This is a genomic window from Achromobacter sp. D7-1, from assembly GCF_059760445.1.
In genome coordinates this window covers 37,812-56,625 of record NZ_JCBAMT010000006.1, presented here as the reverse complement: position 1 = coordinate 56,625, position 18,814 = coordinate 37,812, and the positions used below count along the sequence as shown (strand labels likewise).

The 18,814-nt window shown below is 67.3% G+C and carries 19 protein-coding genes; 12 read left to right on the top strand and 7 right to left on the bottom strand.

The window, feature by feature from the left end; genetic code table 11:
• Window positions 1-181: 181 nt before the first annotated feature.
• Window positions 182-841, bottom strand: coding sequence for a GntR family transcriptional regulator (locus tag AC6LKD_RS04445; protein WP_498115270.1), 660 nt, complete (start codon window positions 839-841; stop codon window positions 182-184).
• 125 nt (window positions 842-966) lie between these two features.
• Between AC6LKD_RS04445 and AC6LKD_RS04440 the strand changes: the two genes are divergently transcribed.
• From AC6LKD_RS04440 to AC6LKD_RS04415, 6 genes are read left to right on the top strand one after another with little or no spacing between them, the layout of a single operon-like run.
• On the top strand, window positions 967-1,131 hold the full coding sequence (locus AC6LKD_RS04440) for a hypothetical protein (protein WP_013393799.1): 165 nt from the start codon (window positions 967-969) through the stop codon (window positions 1,129-1,131).
• Window positions 1,124-2,479, top strand: a complete 1,356-nt coding sequence (locus AC6LKD_RS04435; RefSeq protein ID WP_498115268.1) for an amidase — start codon at window positions 1,124-1,126, stop codon at window positions 2,477-2,479. The genes AC6LKD_RS04440 and AC6LKD_RS04435 overlap by 8 nt, the downstream gene beginning before the upstream one ends.
• Before the next feature lie 14 nt (window positions 2,480-2,493).
• Complete coding sequence (locus tag AC6LKD_RS04430) at window positions 2,494-3,690, top strand: CaiB/BaiF CoA transferase family protein (protein ID WP_498115266.1); 1,197 nt, start codon at window positions 2,494-2,496, stop codon at window positions 3,688-3,690.
• Window positions 3,687-4,472, top strand: a complete 786-nt coding sequence (locus AC6LKD_RS04425) for an enoyl-CoA hydratase (protein ID WP_013393802.1) — start codon at window positions 3,687-3,689, stop codon at window positions 4,470-4,472. Before AC6LKD_RS04430 ends, AC6LKD_RS04425 begins: the two co-directional genes overlap by 4 nt.
• 28 nt (window positions 4,473-4,500) lie before the next feature.
• Entirely contained in the window at window positions 4,501-5,403 is a 903-nt protein-coding gene (locus AC6LKD_RS04420) for a polysaccharide deacetylase family protein (protein ID WP_498115264.1), read from the top strand.
• Window positions 5,400-6,773: an MmgE/PrpD family protein gene (locus AC6LKD_RS04415; RefSeq protein WP_498115262.1), complete on the top strand. Its 1,374-nt coding sequence runs from the start codon at window positions 5,400-5,402 to the stop codon at window positions 6,771-6,773. Before AC6LKD_RS04420 ends, AC6LKD_RS04415 begins: the two co-directional genes overlap by 4 nt.
• Before the next feature lie 23 nt (window positions 6,774-6,796).
• Here AC6LKD_RS04415 and AC6LKD_RS04410 read toward each other — a convergent pair whose 3' ends face one another.
• Window positions 6,797-8,860, bottom strand: coding sequence for a TonB-dependent copper receptor (locus AC6LKD_RS04410; protein ID WP_498115261.1), 2,064 nt, complete (start codon window positions 8,858-8,860; stop codon window positions 6,797-6,799).
• Window positions 8,861-9,101: 241 nt separating this feature from the next.
• Window positions 9,102-9,506: a DUF2946 family protein gene (locus AC6LKD_RS04405; RefSeq protein WP_498115259.1), complete on the bottom strand. Its 405-nt coding sequence runs from the start codon at window positions 9,504-9,506 to the stop codon at window positions 9,102-9,104.
• A gap of 251 nt (window positions 9,507-9,757) precedes the next feature.
• On the opposite strand from AC6LKD_RS04405, the gene AC6LKD_RS04400 reads away from it, so the two are divergent.
• From AC6LKD_RS04400 to AC6LKD_RS04385, 4 genes are all read left to right on the top strand, one after another.
• Window positions 9,758-9,982, top strand: coding sequence for an antitoxin MazE family protein (locus AC6LKD_RS04400; protein WP_498115257.1), 225 nt, complete (start codon window positions 9,758-9,760; stop codon window positions 9,980-9,982).
• Entirely contained in the window at window positions 9,982-10,305 is a 324-nt protein-coding gene (locus AC6LKD_RS04395; RefSeq protein ID WP_013393808.1) for a type II toxin-antitoxin system PemK/MazF family toxin, read from the top strand. Before AC6LKD_RS04400 ends, AC6LKD_RS04395 begins: the two co-directional genes overlap by 1 nt.
• Before the next feature lie 71 nt (window positions 10,306-10,376).
• On the top strand, window positions 10,377-11,006 hold the full coding sequence (locus AC6LKD_RS04390) for a glutathione S-transferase family protein (protein WP_498115255.1): 630 nt from the start codon (window positions 10,377-10,379) through the stop codon (window positions 11,004-11,006).
• 274 nt (window positions 11,007-11,280) lie between these two features.
• Entirely contained in the window at window positions 11,281-11,871 is a 591-nt protein-coding gene (locus AC6LKD_RS04385; protein WP_013393810.1) for a YceI family protein, read from the top strand.
• 57 nt (window positions 11,872-11,928) lie between these two features.
• Here AC6LKD_RS04385 and AC6LKD_RS04380 read toward each other — a convergent pair whose 3' ends face one another.
• Window positions 11,929-12,414: a DUF6644 family protein gene (locus AC6LKD_RS04380; protein WP_013393811.1), complete on the bottom strand. Its 486-nt coding sequence runs from the start codon at window positions 12,412-12,414 to the stop codon at window positions 11,929-11,931.
• A 15-nt stretch (window positions 12,415-12,429) separates the two neighbouring features.
• Entirely contained in the window at window positions 12,430-12,816 is a 387-nt protein-coding gene (locus AC6LKD_RS04375; protein ID WP_498115253.1) for a DUF6152 family protein, read from the bottom strand.
• Between the two features lie 450 nt (window positions 12,817-13,266).
• On the opposite strand from AC6LKD_RS04375, the gene AC6LKD_RS04370 reads away from it, so the two are divergent.
• Window positions 13,267-14,565: an APC family permease gene (locus AC6LKD_RS04370; RefSeq protein ID WP_498115350.1), complete on the top strand. Its 1,299-nt coding sequence runs from the start codon at window positions 13,267-13,269 to the stop codon at window positions 14,563-14,565.
• Between the two features lie 71 nt (window positions 14,566-14,636).
• Window positions 14,637-15,506 carry an SAM-dependent methyltransferase gene (locus AC6LKD_RS04365; protein WP_498115251.1) on the top strand — a complete coding sequence of 290 codons (870 nt, stop codon included), beginning with the start codon at window positions 14,637-14,639 and terminating at the stop codon, window positions 15,504-15,506.
• Window positions 15,507-15,511: 5 nt separating this feature from the next.
• Here the strand turns inward: AC6LKD_RS04365 and AC6LKD_RS04360 are convergent, their stop codons facing one another.
• Window positions 15,512-16,663 (bottom strand): acyl-CoA dehydrogenase family protein, encoded by a 1,152-nt coding sequence (locus tag AC6LKD_RS04360; protein ID WP_013393815.1) that lies wholly within the window; start codon window positions 16,661-16,663, stop codon window positions 15,512-15,514.
• Window positions 16,664-16,698: 35 nt separating this feature from the next.
• Window positions 16,699-18,780, bottom strand: coding sequence for an acetate--CoA ligase family protein (locus AC6LKD_RS04355; protein WP_498115249.1), 2,082 nt, complete (start codon window positions 18,778-18,780; stop codon window positions 16,699-16,701).
• Between the last annotated feature and the right edge of the window lie 34 nt (window positions 18,781-18,814).

Here is an 18,814-nt window from a genome sequence, read left to right as displayed (position 1 = left end):
AGCGGGTTCCTCGGTGGAGCGGATCAGGGGTGCGCCCTAGCCCGCCGATACCGGGGCAAGGTCACGCGAGCAGATGTTTTCGGCTGCTATAAATATATTTTGCCATTTTGAAAAAATACAATAATGAGGATTTACCCGCATTGTCCGTGCGCGGGACGAGTCTTGTCCTGATGCCGGATCGTCACGCCAGCAGGTTCTTGGGCAATGCGGCAACAAAGGAAGCAAAGCTGATCGACCCTTGCCCGGGGCTCATGTGCAGCGTCATGATCGCGGCCGCGCGGGCCGAGTCCTGCGCCTGGATCGCCTCGAGCAACTGGCCGTGCTGCTCCCACGACGACGCAAGGCGGCCGAAGGCGGAGAAGGCGTGGAGCCGGTAGGCGCCCGTGCGCGAGCGCATGCGCAGGATCTCCTGGCGTAGATAGGGATTGCGGGCGCCCATGTACAACGCATCGTGAAACCGCCGGTTGTGCTCCTGCCAGGCGTCGGTGTCCTCGCGCCGCACCACCGCGGCGGCGCGCTCATGGATGACCGCCAGTTCATCGCGTTCCGCGGGCGTCATGCGTTCGCAAGCCAGGCGCGCGCCGATCCCCTCCAGTTCGGCCAATAGCTCCCACATGGCCATCAGCTGAGCCACATCCATCTTGGCCACCACCATGCCGCCGCGCGGCAGGCTGGCCACCAGCCCCTGCGCCTGCAGTTGCAGCAGCGCCTCGCGCACCGGCGTGCGCGAGACATCGTAGGTCTGCATCAGCATCTGTTCGTCGACGGGGTCTCCCGGCAACAGGCTGCCGTCGCGGATCGACTCTTCGACGGACAGGCGGATGCGCTCAGCGGCTTTCATGGCGGACTCCGGTCAGGGGATAAAGAAAATTCATCCACAGCATAGTATTTTCTTGACTTATATAAATATATTTATGAGACTAGACTTTTATTTTACCGAGCAAAGTGCGGCAGGAGGTAATGAGCATGGAAGACTCGTCCAAGCAGGCGTGGCAGGCCTGGGTGGCCCTGGTGTGCAGTACCCATGGCCTGACGGTGCCCGCCGAAACCCAAGCGGCGGTCGCGCGCGGCTTGCTGCGCCTCTCCGTTATCGAGGCGGATATCGCGAATTGCGGGGATGAGGATGCCTGACCTCCGCGCTCATCTTTCCATCGGCGACATGCGCAGGCGCTATGAGCAGGCCACGCCGGGCGAGCGCGCCGAGCTGGTTTCGGCGCAGGCCGCCACGTTCGAGCGCAGCGCGGCTGAGCTGCACTGCGCCACGCGCATCTATCAGCCCTGCCCGCCTGCCGGTCGGTCCGGCGGTTTGCTGGAAGGTGTGGCGCTCGCGCACAAGGATGCATTCGAGACCGGCGCGCATGCGCCTGGCCGTGGCCGGCCGTTGCGCGACGATGCGCCGGGACCGATGGCGACCGTACTGCGGCGCTTGCAGGACCAGGGCGCGCTCAATCTCGGCGCCCTGGCGATGGCCGAGCACGCCTGCGGGGCCACGGCCGAGAATCCGCATGGCCCGGCCCTGGTCAATCCGCTTGATCCCGCCGCCGCGGTGGGCGGCTCTTCCAGCGGCTGTGCGGTGGCGGTGGCGGCCGGCCTGGTGCCCGCCTCGCTCGGCACCGACACGGCCGGCTCGGTGCGGATGCCGGCGGCTACCTGCGGCCTGGTGGGGCTCAAGCCGACCCAAGGGGTGATCCCGGCGGACGGCGTGGCGGCCTTGGCGCCGACGCTGGACACGGTGGGGGTGATCGGCCGAGACGCGCTGGACGCCGCCTGCGTCTATGTCGCGTTGCTGCCATCGGCGACGGTCGCGCCGGCGCTGCCCACGGATGCGGCGGGTATCGAACAGGAACTTTCCAGGCCCCGGCGCTGGCGGGTGGCGTCCACGCTCGCGACCGCCGGCGCGCGCGCCGACGTGGGCGCGGCGATGGCGTGCTTCGAACAGCGATTGCGGGATTCGGCGCGGATCGATGCCCAAGCGGGGCCCGATCTGGACCGCCTCAACCGCCTGGCGCAGATCGTGCTGCACGCGGAGGCTGCTGCCACGCTCGCCGGCAGCGTGCGCCGCGAGTTTGCGTCGCTGGCGCCCGCCACCCAGGCCATCGCGCTGCCTGGTTGGGCCATGCCGGCGATCTGGTATCGGCATGCCCTGTCTCAAATCGCGTTGTCGCGCGCCGCGTTCGTGGCCACGTATCTCGCCGATGCGGACCTGCTGCTCACGCCCTGCCTGCCGCAAGGGGTGCCGGACCGCTCGGCGGTCACCACCAGCAGCCCTGCTTTCGAGCCGCGCGTGCTCGCGGCGCTGCATCGCCACCACGCCTACCTCAACTATCTGGGCCTGCCCGCGCTGGTACTGCCCGTCGGCATCGACGCGCTGGGCCGCCCCGTCTGCGTGCAAGCGGTCGGCGCGCCTGGCAGCGATGCCCTGCTGCTGGCCTTCGCGCACCAGTTCGCCCTGCCCTTTTCCGCCATCCTGCAACGCTAATCCACGGACTCATCATGGCCAGAATCAATGCCTCCCCCACCCTTGCGCGTTTTCGCGTGCTGGACCTTTCGCGCGTGCGCGCCGGCCCGACCTGCGTGCGCATCCTGGCCGATTTCGGCGCGGACGTGATCCGCATCGAGCCGCCGGCCGGAATCGATCCCAACGAAGCCATGTTCGCCGCCGACCGCACCGGCGGCGACTTCCAGAACCTGAACCGCAACAAGCGGTCGATGACGCTGAACCTGAAGAAGCCCGAAGGCCTGGCCGTGTTCAAGCAGCTGGTGGCCACGGCCGATGTGGTGGTGGAGAACTGGCGTCCCGACGTCAAGGCGCGCCTTGGGGTGGACTACGAGGCGCTGCGCGCCATCAATCCCCGCGTCATCCTGGCCAGCATTTCCGGCTTTGGCCAGGACGGTCCCTACGCGGATCGGCCAGGCTTTGACCAGATCATCCAGGGCATGGGCGGCCTCATGTCGGTCACGGGCTTTGCCGGCGGCGGTCCGCTGCGCGCCGGGCTGGCGGTCGCCGATTGCGGCACCGGCATCTACGCCGCGGTCGGCGTCCTGCTTGCCTTGCTGGAACGGGAACAATCCGGCGTCGGCCAGTGGGTCCACAGTTCCCTGCTGCACACGCAGATCGCGCTCATGGATTTCCAGGCGGCGCGCTACCTGAACGACGGCGACACGCCGGTGCAGGCGGGCAACGATCATCCGACCAGCAGCCCGATGGGCCTGTTCGAAGCCAGCGACGGCGCCTTCAACCTGGGCGCGTCGGGCGAAGGCAACTGGCGCCGCCTGTGCCAGTGCCTGGACGCGCCGCAATGGCTGGAGGATCCGCGCTATGCGACCGAGAAGCTGCGCGTGGCCAACCGCGCCGCTCTCAATGAATCGCTGGCGCAGCGCTTCCGCCAGCAAAGCGTCGCGCATTGGGTCGGGCTGCTGAACGGCGCCGGCGTGCCGGCAGGTCCGGTCTACAGCATCCCGCAAGTATTCGAGGACGAGCAGGTCCGCCATCTGGGCGTGGCGCAGCCGGTCGCGGACGAGACCGGACATGAATACCGCCTGATCTCGCAGCCCGTGGCGTTGACGCGCACGCCCGCCCAGATCGCTCGGCCTGCCCCCGGCTGGGGCGAGCACACCCGCGAGATGCTGGCGGAGATAGGCTATGCCGAGGGCGACATCGAGCGCCTGTATGGCCAGGGGGTGGTATGAGCGGCGGCCAGATCCAGGTGGACCTCCGGGAAGGTATTGCGACCCTGACGGTCTGCCATCCGGAAAAGCGCAATGCGATGACGCTGGCCATGTGGCAGCAATTGGCCGCCGCACTGCGTGAACTGGAGGGCGCCGGGGTCCGGGTGCTGGCGCTGACCGGCGCCGGCACCCGGGCCTTCGTGTCCGGCGCCGACATCAGCGAGTTCGACCAGGCGCGCGACGGCGCCGCCGCGGTCGCCAGGTACAACCAGGCGGTGGCGGACGCGCAACAGCTGCTGGCGGAGTTCGCGGCCCCGACCGTGGCGCTGATACAGGGCGCCTGCATGGGCGGCGGCATCGGCCTGGCGCTGGCCTGCGACCTGCGCTATGCCAGCGCCAGCGCCCGTTTCCGCATGCCGGCCGCGCGGCTGGGGCTGGGCTACTCCTATGCCGACATGCGCCGGCTGGTGGACGTGGTGGGCGCGGCATCCGCGTTCGATCTGTTCTATACCGCCCGCAATCTCGACGCCGAGCAGGCCGAACGCCGCGGCCTGGTCCATGAACGGTACGCCGACGACGATTTCGCCCGTCAGACCCAGGCCCGGGTGCGCGGCATTGCCGCCAATGCGCCCCTCTCCCTGCGCGCGGCAAAGGCGGCCATACTGGCGACCATGAATCCGCCCGCGCCTGCCCGGCTTGACGCGATCGATGCCCTGGTGGCCGACTGCTTCGCCAGCGAGGACTACGCCGAAGGCCGGCGGGCGTTCGCCGAAAAACGCGAGCCGGTCTTTCTCGGCCGTTGAGACGTCTTTGAACCATGAGCAAGATGCCATGAACAACCCACGCATTCCTTTCATGCTTTCCAGCCAGCGCCCCCCCTTGGCGGCGCTGGACGGCCGGCCCATCCTGGTGCACCTGGTGGTCAATGTGGAGCACTGGCCGTTCGACCAGCCCATGCCCCGTACCTTGCTTACCGCGCCGCATGGACGCGAGACGGTGCCGGACGTGCCCAACTACAGCTGGGCCGAATACGGCCTGCGCTGCGGGCTGCCCCGGATGATCGACGCCATACGCGGCCGCGGCCTGCCGGCCTCGGCCAGCCTGAATGCTTCGGTCATCGATGCCTATCCCGAGGCGGCGCAGGCGCTGCTGGAGGCCGGCTGGGAATTCATCGGCCACGGCATCCACCAGCGGGCGCTGTCGCAAGAGGACGGCGACGGCCAGGCCCGCACCATCGCTGCGGCGCTGGACCGGATCGAGCGCTTCAGCGGCAGCCGTCCGCGCGGCTGGCTCTCGCCCGGCCTGCGCGAAACGCTGGACACGCCGGATCTGCTGGCCCAGGCCGGCATCGACTACCTGTTCGACTGGTGCCTGGACGATCTGCCCAACTGGATGCAGACCGCCGGGAGGCCGTTGCTGGCGCTGCCCTACGCGCTGGAGCTGAACGATTCCGTCATCCACGCGGTGGAAAAGCATGCCACCGGGGAATTCAGCCGGCGCCTGGAACGGACGCTGGACCTGTATGCCCAAGAGGCCCAAGCCGCGGGCTGTCCGCGCGTCCTTACGCTGGGATTGCATCCGCATCTGATGGGCGTGCCGCACCGCTACGCCGATCTGCTGGCCATGCTGGACCTGTTGCAGCGGCATCCGATGACGACCTTTGTCACCGGCGCCGCGATGTATGACTGGTACGCCAGCCAGGTTGCCGCCAAATCCGCCGGAGCCGCCGCATGAACGCCATCGATACCTTGGTCGCGCACTTGCTGCGCACCCGCTACCAGGACCTGCCGGCGGCGGCGGTGGCGGCGGCCCAGACCTTCATCCTCGATGCGGTCGGCGTCGGGCTCTCCGGCTCGCGCCATCCCCGCATGGCATCGCTGCGCCAGGCGGCCCAGACTTTGGGCCAGGGCGCGGAGGCCACCGTCTGGGGCAGCGGCGAGCGGCTGCCGCTGGCCAGCGCGGTCATGCTGAACGCCTATCAGGTCTTCAACCAGGAGTTCGACGCGATTCACGACCGCGCCGTGGTGCATGCGTTTGCTTGCATCGTGCCCGCGGCGCTGGGCTACGCCGAGCGCGAAGGCGGCATCGATGGCCCTCAGCTGATCACGGCGGTCGCGGCCGGATTGGACTTCGCCATCTACGTCGCGCTGGCCCAGCGCGCGCCCATGCGCTTCTTCCGGCCCGCCATGTGCGGCGGCCTGGGCGCCACGGCCACGCTGTGCAAGCTGGCGGGACTGGATGAAACCGCCACGCGCGACGCGCTGGGGCTGGCATACAGCCATCTCTCCGGCACCATGCAGGCACATATCGAAGGCTCTCCCGCAGTCGGCCTGCAGGTCGGCCTGAACGCCAGGGCCGCCGTCACATCGTTCGAACTGGCGCGCGCGGGCTTCCCCGGGCCGCGCGACATCCTGGAAGGCCCCTACGGCTACTTCGCGCTCTACGACGCTGGCCAGGCCGACTGGGACGCGGTCCGCGAGGATGTGGGCCGGGTGTTCCAGATCACCCGCATGAGCCACAAACCGTATCCGACCGGCCGCGCCACGCACAGCGGCATCGGCGCCGTGCTGGACCTGATGCGCGCCCATGCGCTGCAGCCCGAGGACGTGGACCAGATCACGGTTCGCGCGTCTTCATTGATCGTGCGCCTGGTCGGACGCCCGGCCCATCCGGGCATGGATTCCGCCACCGCCAGGCTGTGCATGGGTTATGCCATGGCCACGGCCATGCTGCGCGGCCGGGTCGGCATCCCCGATTTCGATCCGGCCGCGCTGGCCGAAGCCAGGACTTTCGAACTGGCCGCCCGCATTCTGGTGGTGGATGATGGCAATCCCGACCCCAACGCCATGTGCCCCCAGCGGGTCGAATTGCGGCTCAAGGACGGCCGCGAATTCACGGTCGACATGCCGGCCTTTCCCGGCAGTCCGGAACGCCCATTGGGTGTGGCCGAACAGGACGCGAAGTTCGAAGCCTGCTGCGCCTCCGCGCAGCCGCCCTTGCCTGCCGCGCAGACGCGGGAGCTGGCGCGCAGGCTGCGCGGGCTGGAGGACGAACCGGACGTGCGCGGTATCGTCGGGCTGTTGACGGCTCCGCGCGCGTCCTGATTGCGCCTGCCGGACTGGGCGTGTCAGTACTTGAAGCTCAAGCGCGCCCAGACCGTGCGGCCTGGTTCGTTTACCGCGGTGTTGGCGGCATAGCCGAAGCCGGCGTTGCCGGCCAGGTTCAGGTGCTCGCTGTAGGTCTTGTTGAACAGGTTGTCGACGCCCAGCGACAGGCGAACCTGCTTGTTGACCGTATAGCCGCCGTTGATGGAAAACACGCCGAAGCCCGCGCTGGGGCCGAAGTCCTTGCCCACGACATTGCCTTGGTTCAAGGCGTAGCGGCGCTGCGCGGCCACGACGCGCCACAACGCGCCGGCGGACCACGTACCGTCGTCGTAGGCGGCGCTGAGCTTGGCCTCCAGCGGCGGCATCTGCGGCAGCGCGCTGCCGTCGCTGCGGTTCTGGCCCCAGGCATACGCCAGCGTGGCGCCCAGCTTCCATGATGGCGCCGGCTTGTATGAGGCGCCCAGCTCGCCGCCCGCGATGCGCGCGTTGACGTTCGTGGCCTGCGACGTCGGACCCATCATGCCGCCCGAGGTGTAGCTGAACAGGATGTAGTCGTTGACGTAGCCGGCGTAGCCCGAGAACCAGGCGTCCAGCGTTTCTGTCTTGTATTGCGCGCCAAAGTCCAGCTGGGTGGTCTTCTCGGGCTTCACGCCCTGGAAAGCGTTGACGGAACCCGCCGGGCCGCGGTCCGGGGAAAACAGCTCCCAGTAGTCCGGGAAGCGTTCCACGTGGCCCAGGCCGACATAGAGCGTGGCTGGCAGCGAGGCCAGATCCTTTTCGTAGCGCAAGAAGCCGCTGGGCAGCGTGTCGTTGCGGCGTTCATCCGCCGTGGGATTGGGCATGGGCATCATCATCGACCCGTTGTCCTGGCGAAAATCCTTGGCCGAGGCCCAGTCGATCCGCGCGCCGCCGATGACGCGGCTGTCCGGCGCGGCGCGCCAGGTCAGCTCGCCGAACAGTCCGGTGTTGGAAAAGTCCGCGTCCTTGATCCAGCTCTGGCTGCTGTACGGCACGGTGTCGGTGCCGTTGCGGGAGCGGTGGCGGCTCTGCTGGAAATCCAGGCCAGTGACCAGGCTGACATCCTGCGATAGTTCCCAGGTGCCGGCGTAGCGGCCGCCCCAGGTCGCGCGGTCCACGTCGGCGGCCATGGCCATGGGCATGGCGCTCATGGGGTCCGGCGCGCGCAGCGTGTAGTTGTCCATCACGTGGTCGGCGTAGTTGTAGTACAGCTGTGCTTCGACCTTGCTCAGCACCGGACCCAGGTTGCGCTTCTCGAAGCGCAGGCCGAAGCTCTCGCGCTTGAATTGGGAGCCATCCATGCCGCGCCCGGCGTAGCGCGCTTCGCCGTCGCCCGTGCCAGCAGTCAGTTCGTACAGCGTGTCGGCGTCGGGCGTGAAGCCCAGGGTCAGGTCGGCGTTCCACTTGTCCCAGCGCGAAGGCACGGTGTTGCCGTCGCCGTCCTTGTAGTCCTGGGAATGGGAATGGTTGGCCGTGATGCGCGTGTAGACCTTGTCGTTGCCCACGGTCAGATCGGCGGCCTGGTCGTTGCGGCCGAACGAGCCACCCGTCAGGCTGCCGTCGAATCGCACGCCGGCGGCCGTGAATCGCGGCGTGTCGCGGTCGAACTTGACCGTGCCGGCCGACGCGCCCGGTCCCCACAGCACGGTCTGCGGTCCCTTGATGACCGTAAGCTGGTCGAAGTTCTCGGGCGAAATATAGGAGCTGGGCGCGTCCATGCGCGCCGGGCAGGCGCCCGGCATGGAGGTGCCGTTGGTCAGCAGATTCAGGCGCGAGCCGAACATGCCGCGCAACACGGGATCGCCATTGGTGCCGCCATTGCGGATGGCCGAGAAGCCGGGAATCGTCTTCAGATAGTCAGTCCCGTCGCTGGCCGGCAGCGGCTGGCGCGGGATCTTGGGATCCGTGGTGAAGGTCAACGGCGCGCTGGGTTCCACGCCCGTAATGACCACGGGATCGGTGGTGTAGATCTTGTTCGTCTCGGCGGCTTGGGGCCAGGCGGGGAATGAGGCAGCCAGGGCGGCGGCCAGGCAACTCATACGCAGGAATTCCTCTTTCTTGGTCATGTCAGGTTTCTATCGATCGGGAAAGTTTTGTAGCGGGCGCGGACTGACGGCAACGCGCGCCTTCAGGGGTGAAGGCCCGCAGTCGCCACGTCTGAGGCGCGCATCGATGGCACGTGGACGCCCCTCCCCGCGGCGCGCGGGACCCGTGGTCCGGTGCGTGCCGGCGATGCTGGCGCAGCCGTTCAGGCCCGCAGGCTTGCGGGCTGAGCGGATGGCCTGTCGATAACGTCAGGGAAGGAGGTCAGGCGGACTGAGGCGGCGCTCGCGACCGTTGTGGCAGCCGGGCTAAAGCGCTGGAGAATTGCGGTTCCGCGGCCGGAGGATGGACGGCGGGCGCCGCCGCCGGCAGGAACCAGGCGAGCAGGAGAATTTCGGGAGGCGTGGCCCCGCTGAGCATGGCGCAGCCTGCGCTGCAGCAATGCGGCAAGGCGCCGCTGTGCTGCTGTGCGCCCTGCCCCTGCCCATCGACATCCAGCGTGACCACGCGCGGGCCGCTGGCGGTGCAGACGATGGTGGTGACTCCCGCCTTGGCCGTTCCCATGCCGGAGGCCGCCAGCGCGGAGGACGCGATCAGCGCCTGAAAGACGAACAGGGCCATCGCGACCAGCGCGACCCAACGTCTACGGGCATAGGCAGATGCGTGCATCAGGGATTCCTTATCGGCGCAGATGCTATCACGCAGGGCGGAGCAGATGCCGCGGATGCATCGGGTCTTGCGGTCAATTCGGATTGCGACATGATGTAGATCAGATATCGTGAGCGGTTCTATCCATACGGACGGCCAACGTGGCAATGACACGCTTGATTGACGAAACGCGGCTCGTGGCGGCAACCGCGATACCCGTTGCATGTAACGACTTCCCCGTGTACTCTGTTACATGCAACAGGGAGGCTGCCATGGTGACATCCAGTGTGAACGACCGCGTGAACAAGCATCGCACCGCGCTGCGCATGGCCGGCTTGCGTCCGGTCCAGATCTGGGTGCCTGATACCCGGCGGCCGGATTTCGCCGAGGAATGCCTGAGGCAATCGCGCCTGGCGACCGAGGCCGATGCGGCAGATCACGCAACGCATCGCCTGATGCATCAGGCGATGTCCGAGCTGGAAGGCTGGGAGCCCTGATGCGCGGCGAACTGGTGACAGTCGTGGCGCAAGGCGATTTTGGCAAACCGCGTCCGGCCCTGGTCATTCAGGCTGACCTGTTCAGCGAACATGGAAGCATCACCGTCCTGCCGGTGACCAGCAGTCTGGTCGAGGCTCCCTTGCTGCGGGTCAACGCAAGGCCGACTGCTCAGAACGGTTTGCAACAGCTATCTCAAATCATGGTCGACAAGGCGCTGACCGTAAGGCGGGACAAGCTTGGCCCTGCTTTCGGCCGCATCGAGGCTGCAACGCTGCTGGAAGTCGAGCGCTGTCTGGCCGTCTTTATTGGAATCGCCAAGTGATCCGGCTACCCTATCGCGGGCAGCTTGTTGTGGCGACCCGGCTTTTCACCCATTGAACAAAGAGGATGCAGATGTCCCGTTGGACTTTTTATTCCGCCCCCGGCACCTGTGCGCTGGCGACGCATATCGCGCTGCACGAAGCAGGCGCCGATTTCGAACTGGTCAAGCTTGATATGGGCGCCCAGCAGCAGCAGAGCCCCGAGTACCTGCGCGTCAATCCCAAGGGCCGCGTGCCGGCGCTGGCGACCGAACATGGCGTGCTGACCGAGACCCCCGCCCTGCTCGCCTTCGTGGCGCAGAGCTTTCCGGACGCGCAGCTGGCGCCGGTCGACGATCCGTTCGCATTCGCGCGCATGCAGGAATTGGCCAGCTATCTGGCGTCCACCGCGCACGTGGCGCACGCGCACAAGCGCCGCGGTGCGCGCTGGGCGGACGATCCGGCCGCGCACGCCGCCATGCAGGCCAAGGTGCCGCAATCCATGACCGCCTGCGCCGCCTATCTCGAATCGCAAATCGCCGGTCCCTGGGCGGCAGGCGAGCGCTATAGCGTGGTCGACGGCTATCTGTACACCATAGGCAGCTGGCTGGAGGGCGACGGCGTCGACCTGACGCAGTTTCCCAAGCTGACGGCCTATCTGGCCCGGGTCGCCGCCCGGCCGGCCGTGCAGCGAGCGCTGGCCGAAGCGCAGGCCGCCGCCTGACGCCCATGCAATGAACCCGCGGGGACTGGCCGGCATGCGATGTCCGGCCAGCACGGCCTGCGGGGCGCGTCGATGCTCCAAGCAACGGGTTTGATTGCCACCAAAGTTTGATTGCCATCAAAAATGGAACGCTGCGGCCAGTTCCTTGCGGCTACCGCGATATTGCATCATTTCCTATCCTTCTTTCGTGCCGTCTTTGTCAGCTCGGTTTAAGCCAGCAGACGACGGAATGAGCGCCCGGACTTCTCCGGGCGCCGAACATCAAGAGAATCAAATGAAGCACACCTACGCTGCGTTCCTGGCCGCATCCCTCCTTACCTTGGGCAGTCTTCCCGCGCATGCCGCGCCCGTGGACTACCAGATCGATCCGGAACATACGGAAATCGTGGTGACCTGGGACCATCTGGGCTTTTCCAAGCCCACGGCCCATGCCGGCGCCGTGACTGGCGTGATCCGCTACGACGCCGCCCAGCCGGCAAAGTCGGCGGTGGACCTGAGCGTGCCGGTGGCGCGTCTGACTTCCCACGTGCCGAAGCTGGATGAGATGCTGCAAGGCGCGGAATTCTTCCAGGCGGCCAAGTACCCGGACATCCAGTTCAAGAGCACCTCGGTCGCCGACCATGGCGACGGCAAGCTCAGCATCAATGGCGTCTTGCGCATCAAGGGCATCGAAAAGCCGGTGGTGCTGCAGGCGCGCCAGAACAAGCAAGGCATGCACCCGATGGCGCAACGCCCGGCCATTGGCTTTGACGCCATGACGGTCGTGAAGCGCAGCGATTTCGGCGTGGATGCATTCGCGCCGGGCGTGAGCGACGAAGTGCAACTGCGCATCACGGTCGAGGCCGTCGCCAGCGCAACGCGCTGATGCTCGGGGCGCCGGAATCGCGACCGCGCCTGCCGCGGACGCAGGCTCAGGCCGCCTTCAAAGGAATCCGATCCAGCGCCCCGCGACCAGGCAACCCAGCCACAAAAATAAAGACGCGCCTGCTCGCAGGCGCATTCCAGCCGAGGCCATGCCCTGCTCCTGGAGCATCTCCCAGGCTTTGCTGCGCCGTGCCAGCAGCGCGTTGACCGCGCCTGCGGCCAAGAGACCCATCTTGACTCCAAAGGCGGGATTTTCCAGGTATTCCAGCGGCCGCACGCTGAAGAGCATGGCACCGGTCAACACAGCCAGCGCCAGGCCCACGGCCGCCGTGCGTGCCAGCACAGGCGCCAGCATGGCCAGCGGTCCGGGCTTCAGCAGCCCCAGCAGGCGCAGGTCCAGCGGGACGATGGAGCCGATGAGCAGACCGATGGCTCCGATGTGAGCGGCGTTTACCAGCAGATATAGCGTCCCCGACCGCCGCAGCCAGATCGACGGCGGCAGCGATTCAAGCTGTTCCAGCGCCAGGCGCAGCAGCTCAGGCATGGGCGCAGCCGCGCTTCAGGGCTTCTTGATGCGGCTGGGATAGATGTCGTAGGTCTTGCCGCCCACCTTGATCTGAACGGCCTTCATGCGTTTGGTGCCGGCTTCGCTGTCGCGGTTGCCAATGGCGATGATGGCATCGCCCGGCTTGGCGGAACCCTCGACGAATCCGGCGTCCTTGGTCTGGGTGGGATTGCCCAGTTCAACGCGCCAGACGCCGTCGTCGGCGCGCACGTCCAGCCAGGGATGCGGAGGCGCGATCTGCACCTGCTGGACGGTGCCTTGCAGCGTCATCTGTTCGGTCTCGGCCCAAGACCAGCCATGGTGCGCCAGCGCAGCGGGCGTCACGCCCAGCAGCGCGGAAAGCGCCAGTCCTGCCGTTGCCACGCGTATGGATAGCTTCATATCGCTGCTCCTGAATTGCGGTTGGCTCCCTTCCCTTTGCGGCTGCGGCTCGTGTGGCGCGCGTCCGGCGCAATCAGCATAGCGCGGTAAGCGCGGCATATCGAGATCGTCACAAACTTAAGAAATTACTTTAAATAAAGCACTTTCAAGAGCATTAAAAATATAACAAAAACAATGAGTTAAGAATTACTTATTAGGTGGTATCTAATATCTGAATGCAAGCTGAATTAGCGTAATCGACGCACTCCCTGGGAAAACCCGGAGAAACTTTTACGCACCGCTGCCGGTCGCAATTTGTTCAGGTGATTGTCAGGCCCCGTCCCCGAAACGCCGTTGCCTCCCGCGCCCGCCGCGCCCCACCGAGAGCCTCCGATGACACAGCCCACCCTGCGCTCGTCCGCGAATCCGGCCCTGCTGCTCCAGCCGCGCGCGCCTGCCGGCTTGTCGGTAATGGATGCCACCATGGTGCTGGTGGGCGTGGTGATCGGAATCGGCATATTCGGTTTTCCGCCCCTGGTGGCACAGCACGCTGGTTCCGAGGCGGCCTATATCGGGCTCTGGTGCGCGGGCGGCCTGGTGATGCTGGTCGGCGCGCTTTGCTATGCGGAGCTGGGATCGGCCTATCCCGGCGCGGGCGGCGAGTACCTGTACCTGACGCGCGCTTGGGGGCGCCGTGTGGGACTTATGTTCGCCTGGGCGCGTTGCTCCGTCATCCAGACCGGCGCCATCGCGGTCGTGGCCTATATCTATGGCGACTACGCGCAACGTCTCGCGCCACTGGGCACCTATGGCCCGGCGCTGCACGCGGCAATATCGGTGGTGGCGTTGACCGCCTTGAACGTGGCGGGCACACGCTACTCGAAACGCCTGCAATGGCTGTTCACCGCGCTGACGGTCGCGGCTTTGGCTGCGGTGCTGGTCGCCAGCCTGACGGCGGCGGGAGACAGCGCGCCGCGCGCCAATGCCGAACTGGCGCCGCTGACGGGCAATGCCGCGGGCCTGCTGGGCATGGGCATGGTGTTCGTGCTGTTGACCTATGGCGGCTGGAACGAGGCCGCCTATCTGAGCGGCGAGTTGCGCGATCCCGGCCGCAACATGAGCCGCGTGCTGCTGATCGGCACGCTGCTCGTGACCGGGGCGTACGTGTTGACCAATCTGGCGCTGCTGGAGATCTTCGGCCTGCAAGGCTTGCGCGACACGCCGGCCCTGGGCGCCGACGTGATGCAACTGGCCGCTGGTCCGTACGCGGCGGCCTTGCTCAGCCTGACGATCTGCGCCACCGCGCTCAGCACCATCAACGGCACCATCATCACCGGCGCGCGCGTGTATTGCGCGCTGGGCCGCGACGTGCCGCGCCTGCGGGCGCTGGCGGCCTGGAGTGCGCAGGGCCAGACGCCCACGTCCGCGCTGCTGGTCCAGGGGGCGATCACGCTGGCGCTGATCGCGCTGGGCGCTTTCAGCCAGAACAGCGTGCAGACCCTGGTCGCCTACACCGCGCCCGTGTTCTGGATCTTCATGCTGCTGGTCGCGGCCTCGGTATGGCGGCTGCGCCGCATCGATCCCGACCGCCCGCGCCCGTTCCGCGTGCCGCTCTATCCCCTGCCCCCGCTGTTGCTGGCGCTGACCTGCGCCGGCCTGGTGTACTCCAGCGCCATGTACGCCGGGGCTGGCGCCTTGATCGGCCTGGCAGTGCTGGCCGCGGGCCTGCCCTTGCTGCGCCTGCTGGAGCCGGCGCAGCCGCAGGCCTAGCCTTGTTTCCCGGGACGGCCGCCAAGCAAGATTCGTCCGTCCGCATGCCTTACCTGCAAGGAGCCCACATCATGCAAATCGCGATCCCGTCCTTCAGGCCCGTGGCCCGGGCAAACCCGCCGCGGCTGCGCGGCGCCCTGCTCGCCTCGGCGATGGCTCTGGCCTTGGCCTCCGTGCCGCCAGCCGCGCACAGCGCGTCCGCAGCGGCGCAGTCCGCCGAACAGAAAGAGTATGTTCCCGACGTCGGCCAGGACGGCAAGGACGTCATCTGGGTGCCCACCCCACAGGCCCTGGTCGATACCATGCTGGACATGGCGAAAGTCACGCCCAAGGACCGGCTGATGGACCTGGGCTCGGGCGACGGCCGCACCGTCATTACCGCCGCCCAGCGCGGCCTTACGGCTCAAGGCATCGAATACAACCCGGATCTGGTCGAGCTGTCGCGCCGCAACGCGGAGCGCGCCGGCGTCGCCGACCGCGCCACCTTCGTAACGGCGGACCTGTTCGCCACCGATCTGTCGAAGGCGGACGTCATCACCATGTTCCTCCTGTCGACCATCAACGAAAAGCTGCGGCCCAGGCTGCTTGAACTGGCGCCCGGCACGCGGATCGTGTCGAACTCCTTCCGCATGGGCGATTGGGAGCCGGACGCCGAGGAAACGATCCGGCAGGATTGCAGTACCTACTGCACGGCGTTGCTGTGGATCGTGCCCGCCAAGGTGGCGGGCAACTGGGAAGTGGACGGCCAGCCCTTGCAGCTGGAGCAGCGCTACCAGCGCCTGTCCGGCAAGCTGGGCAGCGCGCCGATCTCCGAGGCGCGCCTGAACGGCAGCGAGATCTCGTTTGTCGCCAACGGCGTGCGCTATACCGGAACGGTCAATGGCAAGCAGATGAGCGGCAGCGCCGCTGGCCGGGGGAACTGGTCGGCCAGGCGGGTGTAGCGGGCCTAGCGCGGCGGCCGTTGCGGGAAGCTGCGCTCGAAGATGCCTTCGGCGATGCGGTTTTTCAGAATTTCGATCGAGCCGCCCGCGATCATCCAGCCGCGGCAGCGCCGCACGCAGTACTCGACCAGCGATTCGCGGCTGTAGCCCAGCCCGCCCAGGACCTGCAGCGCGTCGTTGGCGACGTCAAAGCCGACCTGGTTGCAGTAGGCCTTGGCGATGGCGGTTTCCGTGGCCGAAGGAAAGCCGGTGTCGGCCGCGCTGGCGGCGCGGTACAGCAGCAGCTGGGCTGCGTCCAGCTTGATGCGCATGTCGGCGAACTTCCACTGCAAGCCCTGGAACTCGCACAGCAGGCGGCCGAACTGCTTGCGCTGCATGGCCCAGTTGCGCGCTTCTTCGTAGGCATAGCGGCCCAATGCCAGCGAGCGCGCCGTGTTGCCGATGCGCTCCACATTGAAACCGGCGATCTGCTTCTTGAAGCCGCCCTCTCCCAGCACCACCATGTCGTCGGCGACAAACACGTTGTCGAAGAAGATTTCCACCCATTCCTCGCCGGACATGAAGGCGGAGCGCTTGCCCAGCTTGACGCCTTGCGCCTTGGTGTCTATCAGCACCGAGCCGATCCCGCCGGTGCCCGGGCCGAAGCGCACATAGGTCAGGATCACGCTGGCGTGCGGACCGTGGGTGGTGAAGATCTTGGTGCCGTTGATGCGCCAGCCGCCATCGGCGCGCGTGGCGCTGGTCTTGAGTTCGGTCACCGCCGAGCCGGCATCCGGCTCCGTCATGCCGACCGAGATCAGTCCTTCGCCCGCCAGCAGCGCGCTCAGGTACTTTTGCTTCTGCAGGCTGCTGCCGTACTCGGCCAGCACGCGGATCGCGCCGAAGTTGCCTGCCTGCACCACGTCGGCGCTGCGCGGACACACCGAGGCGACCGTTTCGATGGCGATCACGGCATCCATCAGCGAACCGCCCACCCCGCCGTCAGCCTCGGCGATGGTGATGCCCAGCAGGCCCTGGCTGGCCATCTTGCGAGCGACGTCCCAGGGGTAGTCGTCGGAATGGGCGCGCTCGACCGCGCCCGCGCGAAGTTCGCCTTGCGCGAAACGCCGCACGGCGCCTTGAAAATCCAGTTGTTCCGGAGTCAGGTTGAAATCCATCTTGGGTTCCTGGTAAGGGGTAATCTGAACGGGCTTCAGGCCAGACGGGCCAGGCCGTCGACCGCGACCACGCCATCGGCGCGGACGAACAAGGGGTTGATTTCGGCTTCTTCGATCTGCACACCGGTGGCGCAAGCCAGGCGGGAAAACGCGGCAATGGCGCGAGCCAGCGCCTCGCAATCGCCCTGGGGCAAGCCGCGAAAGCCGCGTATCAGCCGGGTCTGGCGGACTTCGAGGATCATCCTGCGGGCCTCTTCCTGGTCCACCGGCGCCAGGCGCACGGCGTAGTCGGGCGACAGTTCGGCGGCAACGCCGCCCGCGCCCAGCAGCACGGTCGGACCGACCTGGGGATCATGGCGATAGCCCAGGATCATTTCGATCAGGCGCGTTTCCATGGGCTGCACGAGGATGCCGTCGATCCGCGCGTCCGGGGCCTGGCGCCGGACGTTGTCCAGCATTTCCTGCACGGCGCCGCGCAGGGCGTCGCCATCGGCGATGCCGACGCGCACGGCGCCCAGCTCCGTCTTGTGCGCCAGGTCGCGCGAGCAGATCTTGGCGACCACGGGATACGGCACGGCATGCTGCAGCGTGGCCGGATCCACAAGCTGACCCTGCGCCACCGGCACGCCCAGTTCGCGAAACAAGGCGCCGGCCTCGTGCTCGCTCAGCATGCCTGAGCGGGGCAATCCGGCCGGCCAGGCCATCGCCGCGCCAGCCGCCGGCGGCCTGCCACCCGCGGCGAAGTACACCGCCAGGGCGTCCGCACACGCTTCCGGCGTGCGGAATGCAGCGATGCCGCCCGCGCGCAGCAGCGCCAGCGATTCGGGCGCCTCCGGGGCCAGGAATACCGCCAGGGGTTTATCCGCGGGTTTGTCGGCTTCCAGCAGCGGCTGGACCGCCAGCCCGGGATGAAACTGCGCAGACGAGCCGACCACGCTCAGCACCGCATCGCACCAGCCGGCGCGCAGCAAATGTTCCAGCAGCATCTTGTACTGGGCGCTGCTGGCCGCCAGGGTCAGGTCTATGACGGGTGTTTCGCGGATGCGCAGGCCGTGCTCGCCCATGCGTTGCACGAAGTCGGCGGGCGGCGCCACCGCCACCATGCCGTGCAGCCCCAGATTGTCGACCACCGTCGCCGCGCCGCCGCCTGTGGTCGTGATCACCGCGACCCGCGCGGGCTGGTCCGGGGCACGCAGCGAACTGCCTGCGCGGGAATGGCGCGACGCCAGCGGCGCCAACTCGAACAGCGTCTCCAAGTTGCGCACCCGCATGACACCGTAGGCTTTGAGGAACGCATCCACCGCGACGTCATTGCCCGCCATGGCGCCGGTGTGCGACTGCGCCAGCGCATCGCCCTGTTCGGAGCGCCCCAGTTTGTAGGCAATCACGGGCTTGCCCGCGGCTCGCGCCCGACTCAGCGCCCGGGCCAGGGTGGCGGCGTCGCGCAAAGTCTCCAGGAACAGCAGGATGGCCCTGGTCTGCGGATCGTCCACCAGCGCATCGACCACTTCACCGACCGTGATGTCGCTCTCGTTGCCGACGGAGACGGACTTGGCAAAGCCGAAGCCGCGCGCCGCCGCACGCGACAGCAGCGATCCCATCATCGAACCGCTTTGCGACACCAGGCTGAGGTCGCCCGCCAGCAGGGTATCCGCCTCGAATGCCGCGTTGACCGACAGGATGCCGCCGGTATGCAGGTTGGCGGACCCGATGCTGTTGGGCCCCAGCAGGCGCAAGCCCAGCGCCCGGGCCTGCGCCACCAGCGCCGCCTGGCGCGCCTGGCCTTCGGCGCCGGTCTCGCCAAACCCGTCGGAATAGATGGTCACGACCCGGGCGCCGGCCTGGGCGCATTGCGCCAGCATGGCCGCGACTTCGCTGCCGGGGATCATGACGAAAACGTGGTCGACCGGCCCTGGCAGTCCGGCCAGCGAGGGATAGGCTTTTTCGCCCAGGATTTCCGCGCGCCCCGCGTTGATGGGATAGACCGCGCCGGCATAGCCGTGCTTGCGCATGAAGCGCAGCGGCCGGGCGGTATTCTTGCGCGCGTCGCCGGAAGCGCCGACCAGGGCGATGGCACGGGGCGACAGGAGCGCTTCTGCAAAAGAGATGTCTGACATGGATGAGGCTGGTGTCATGGATGGACGGAGGGGA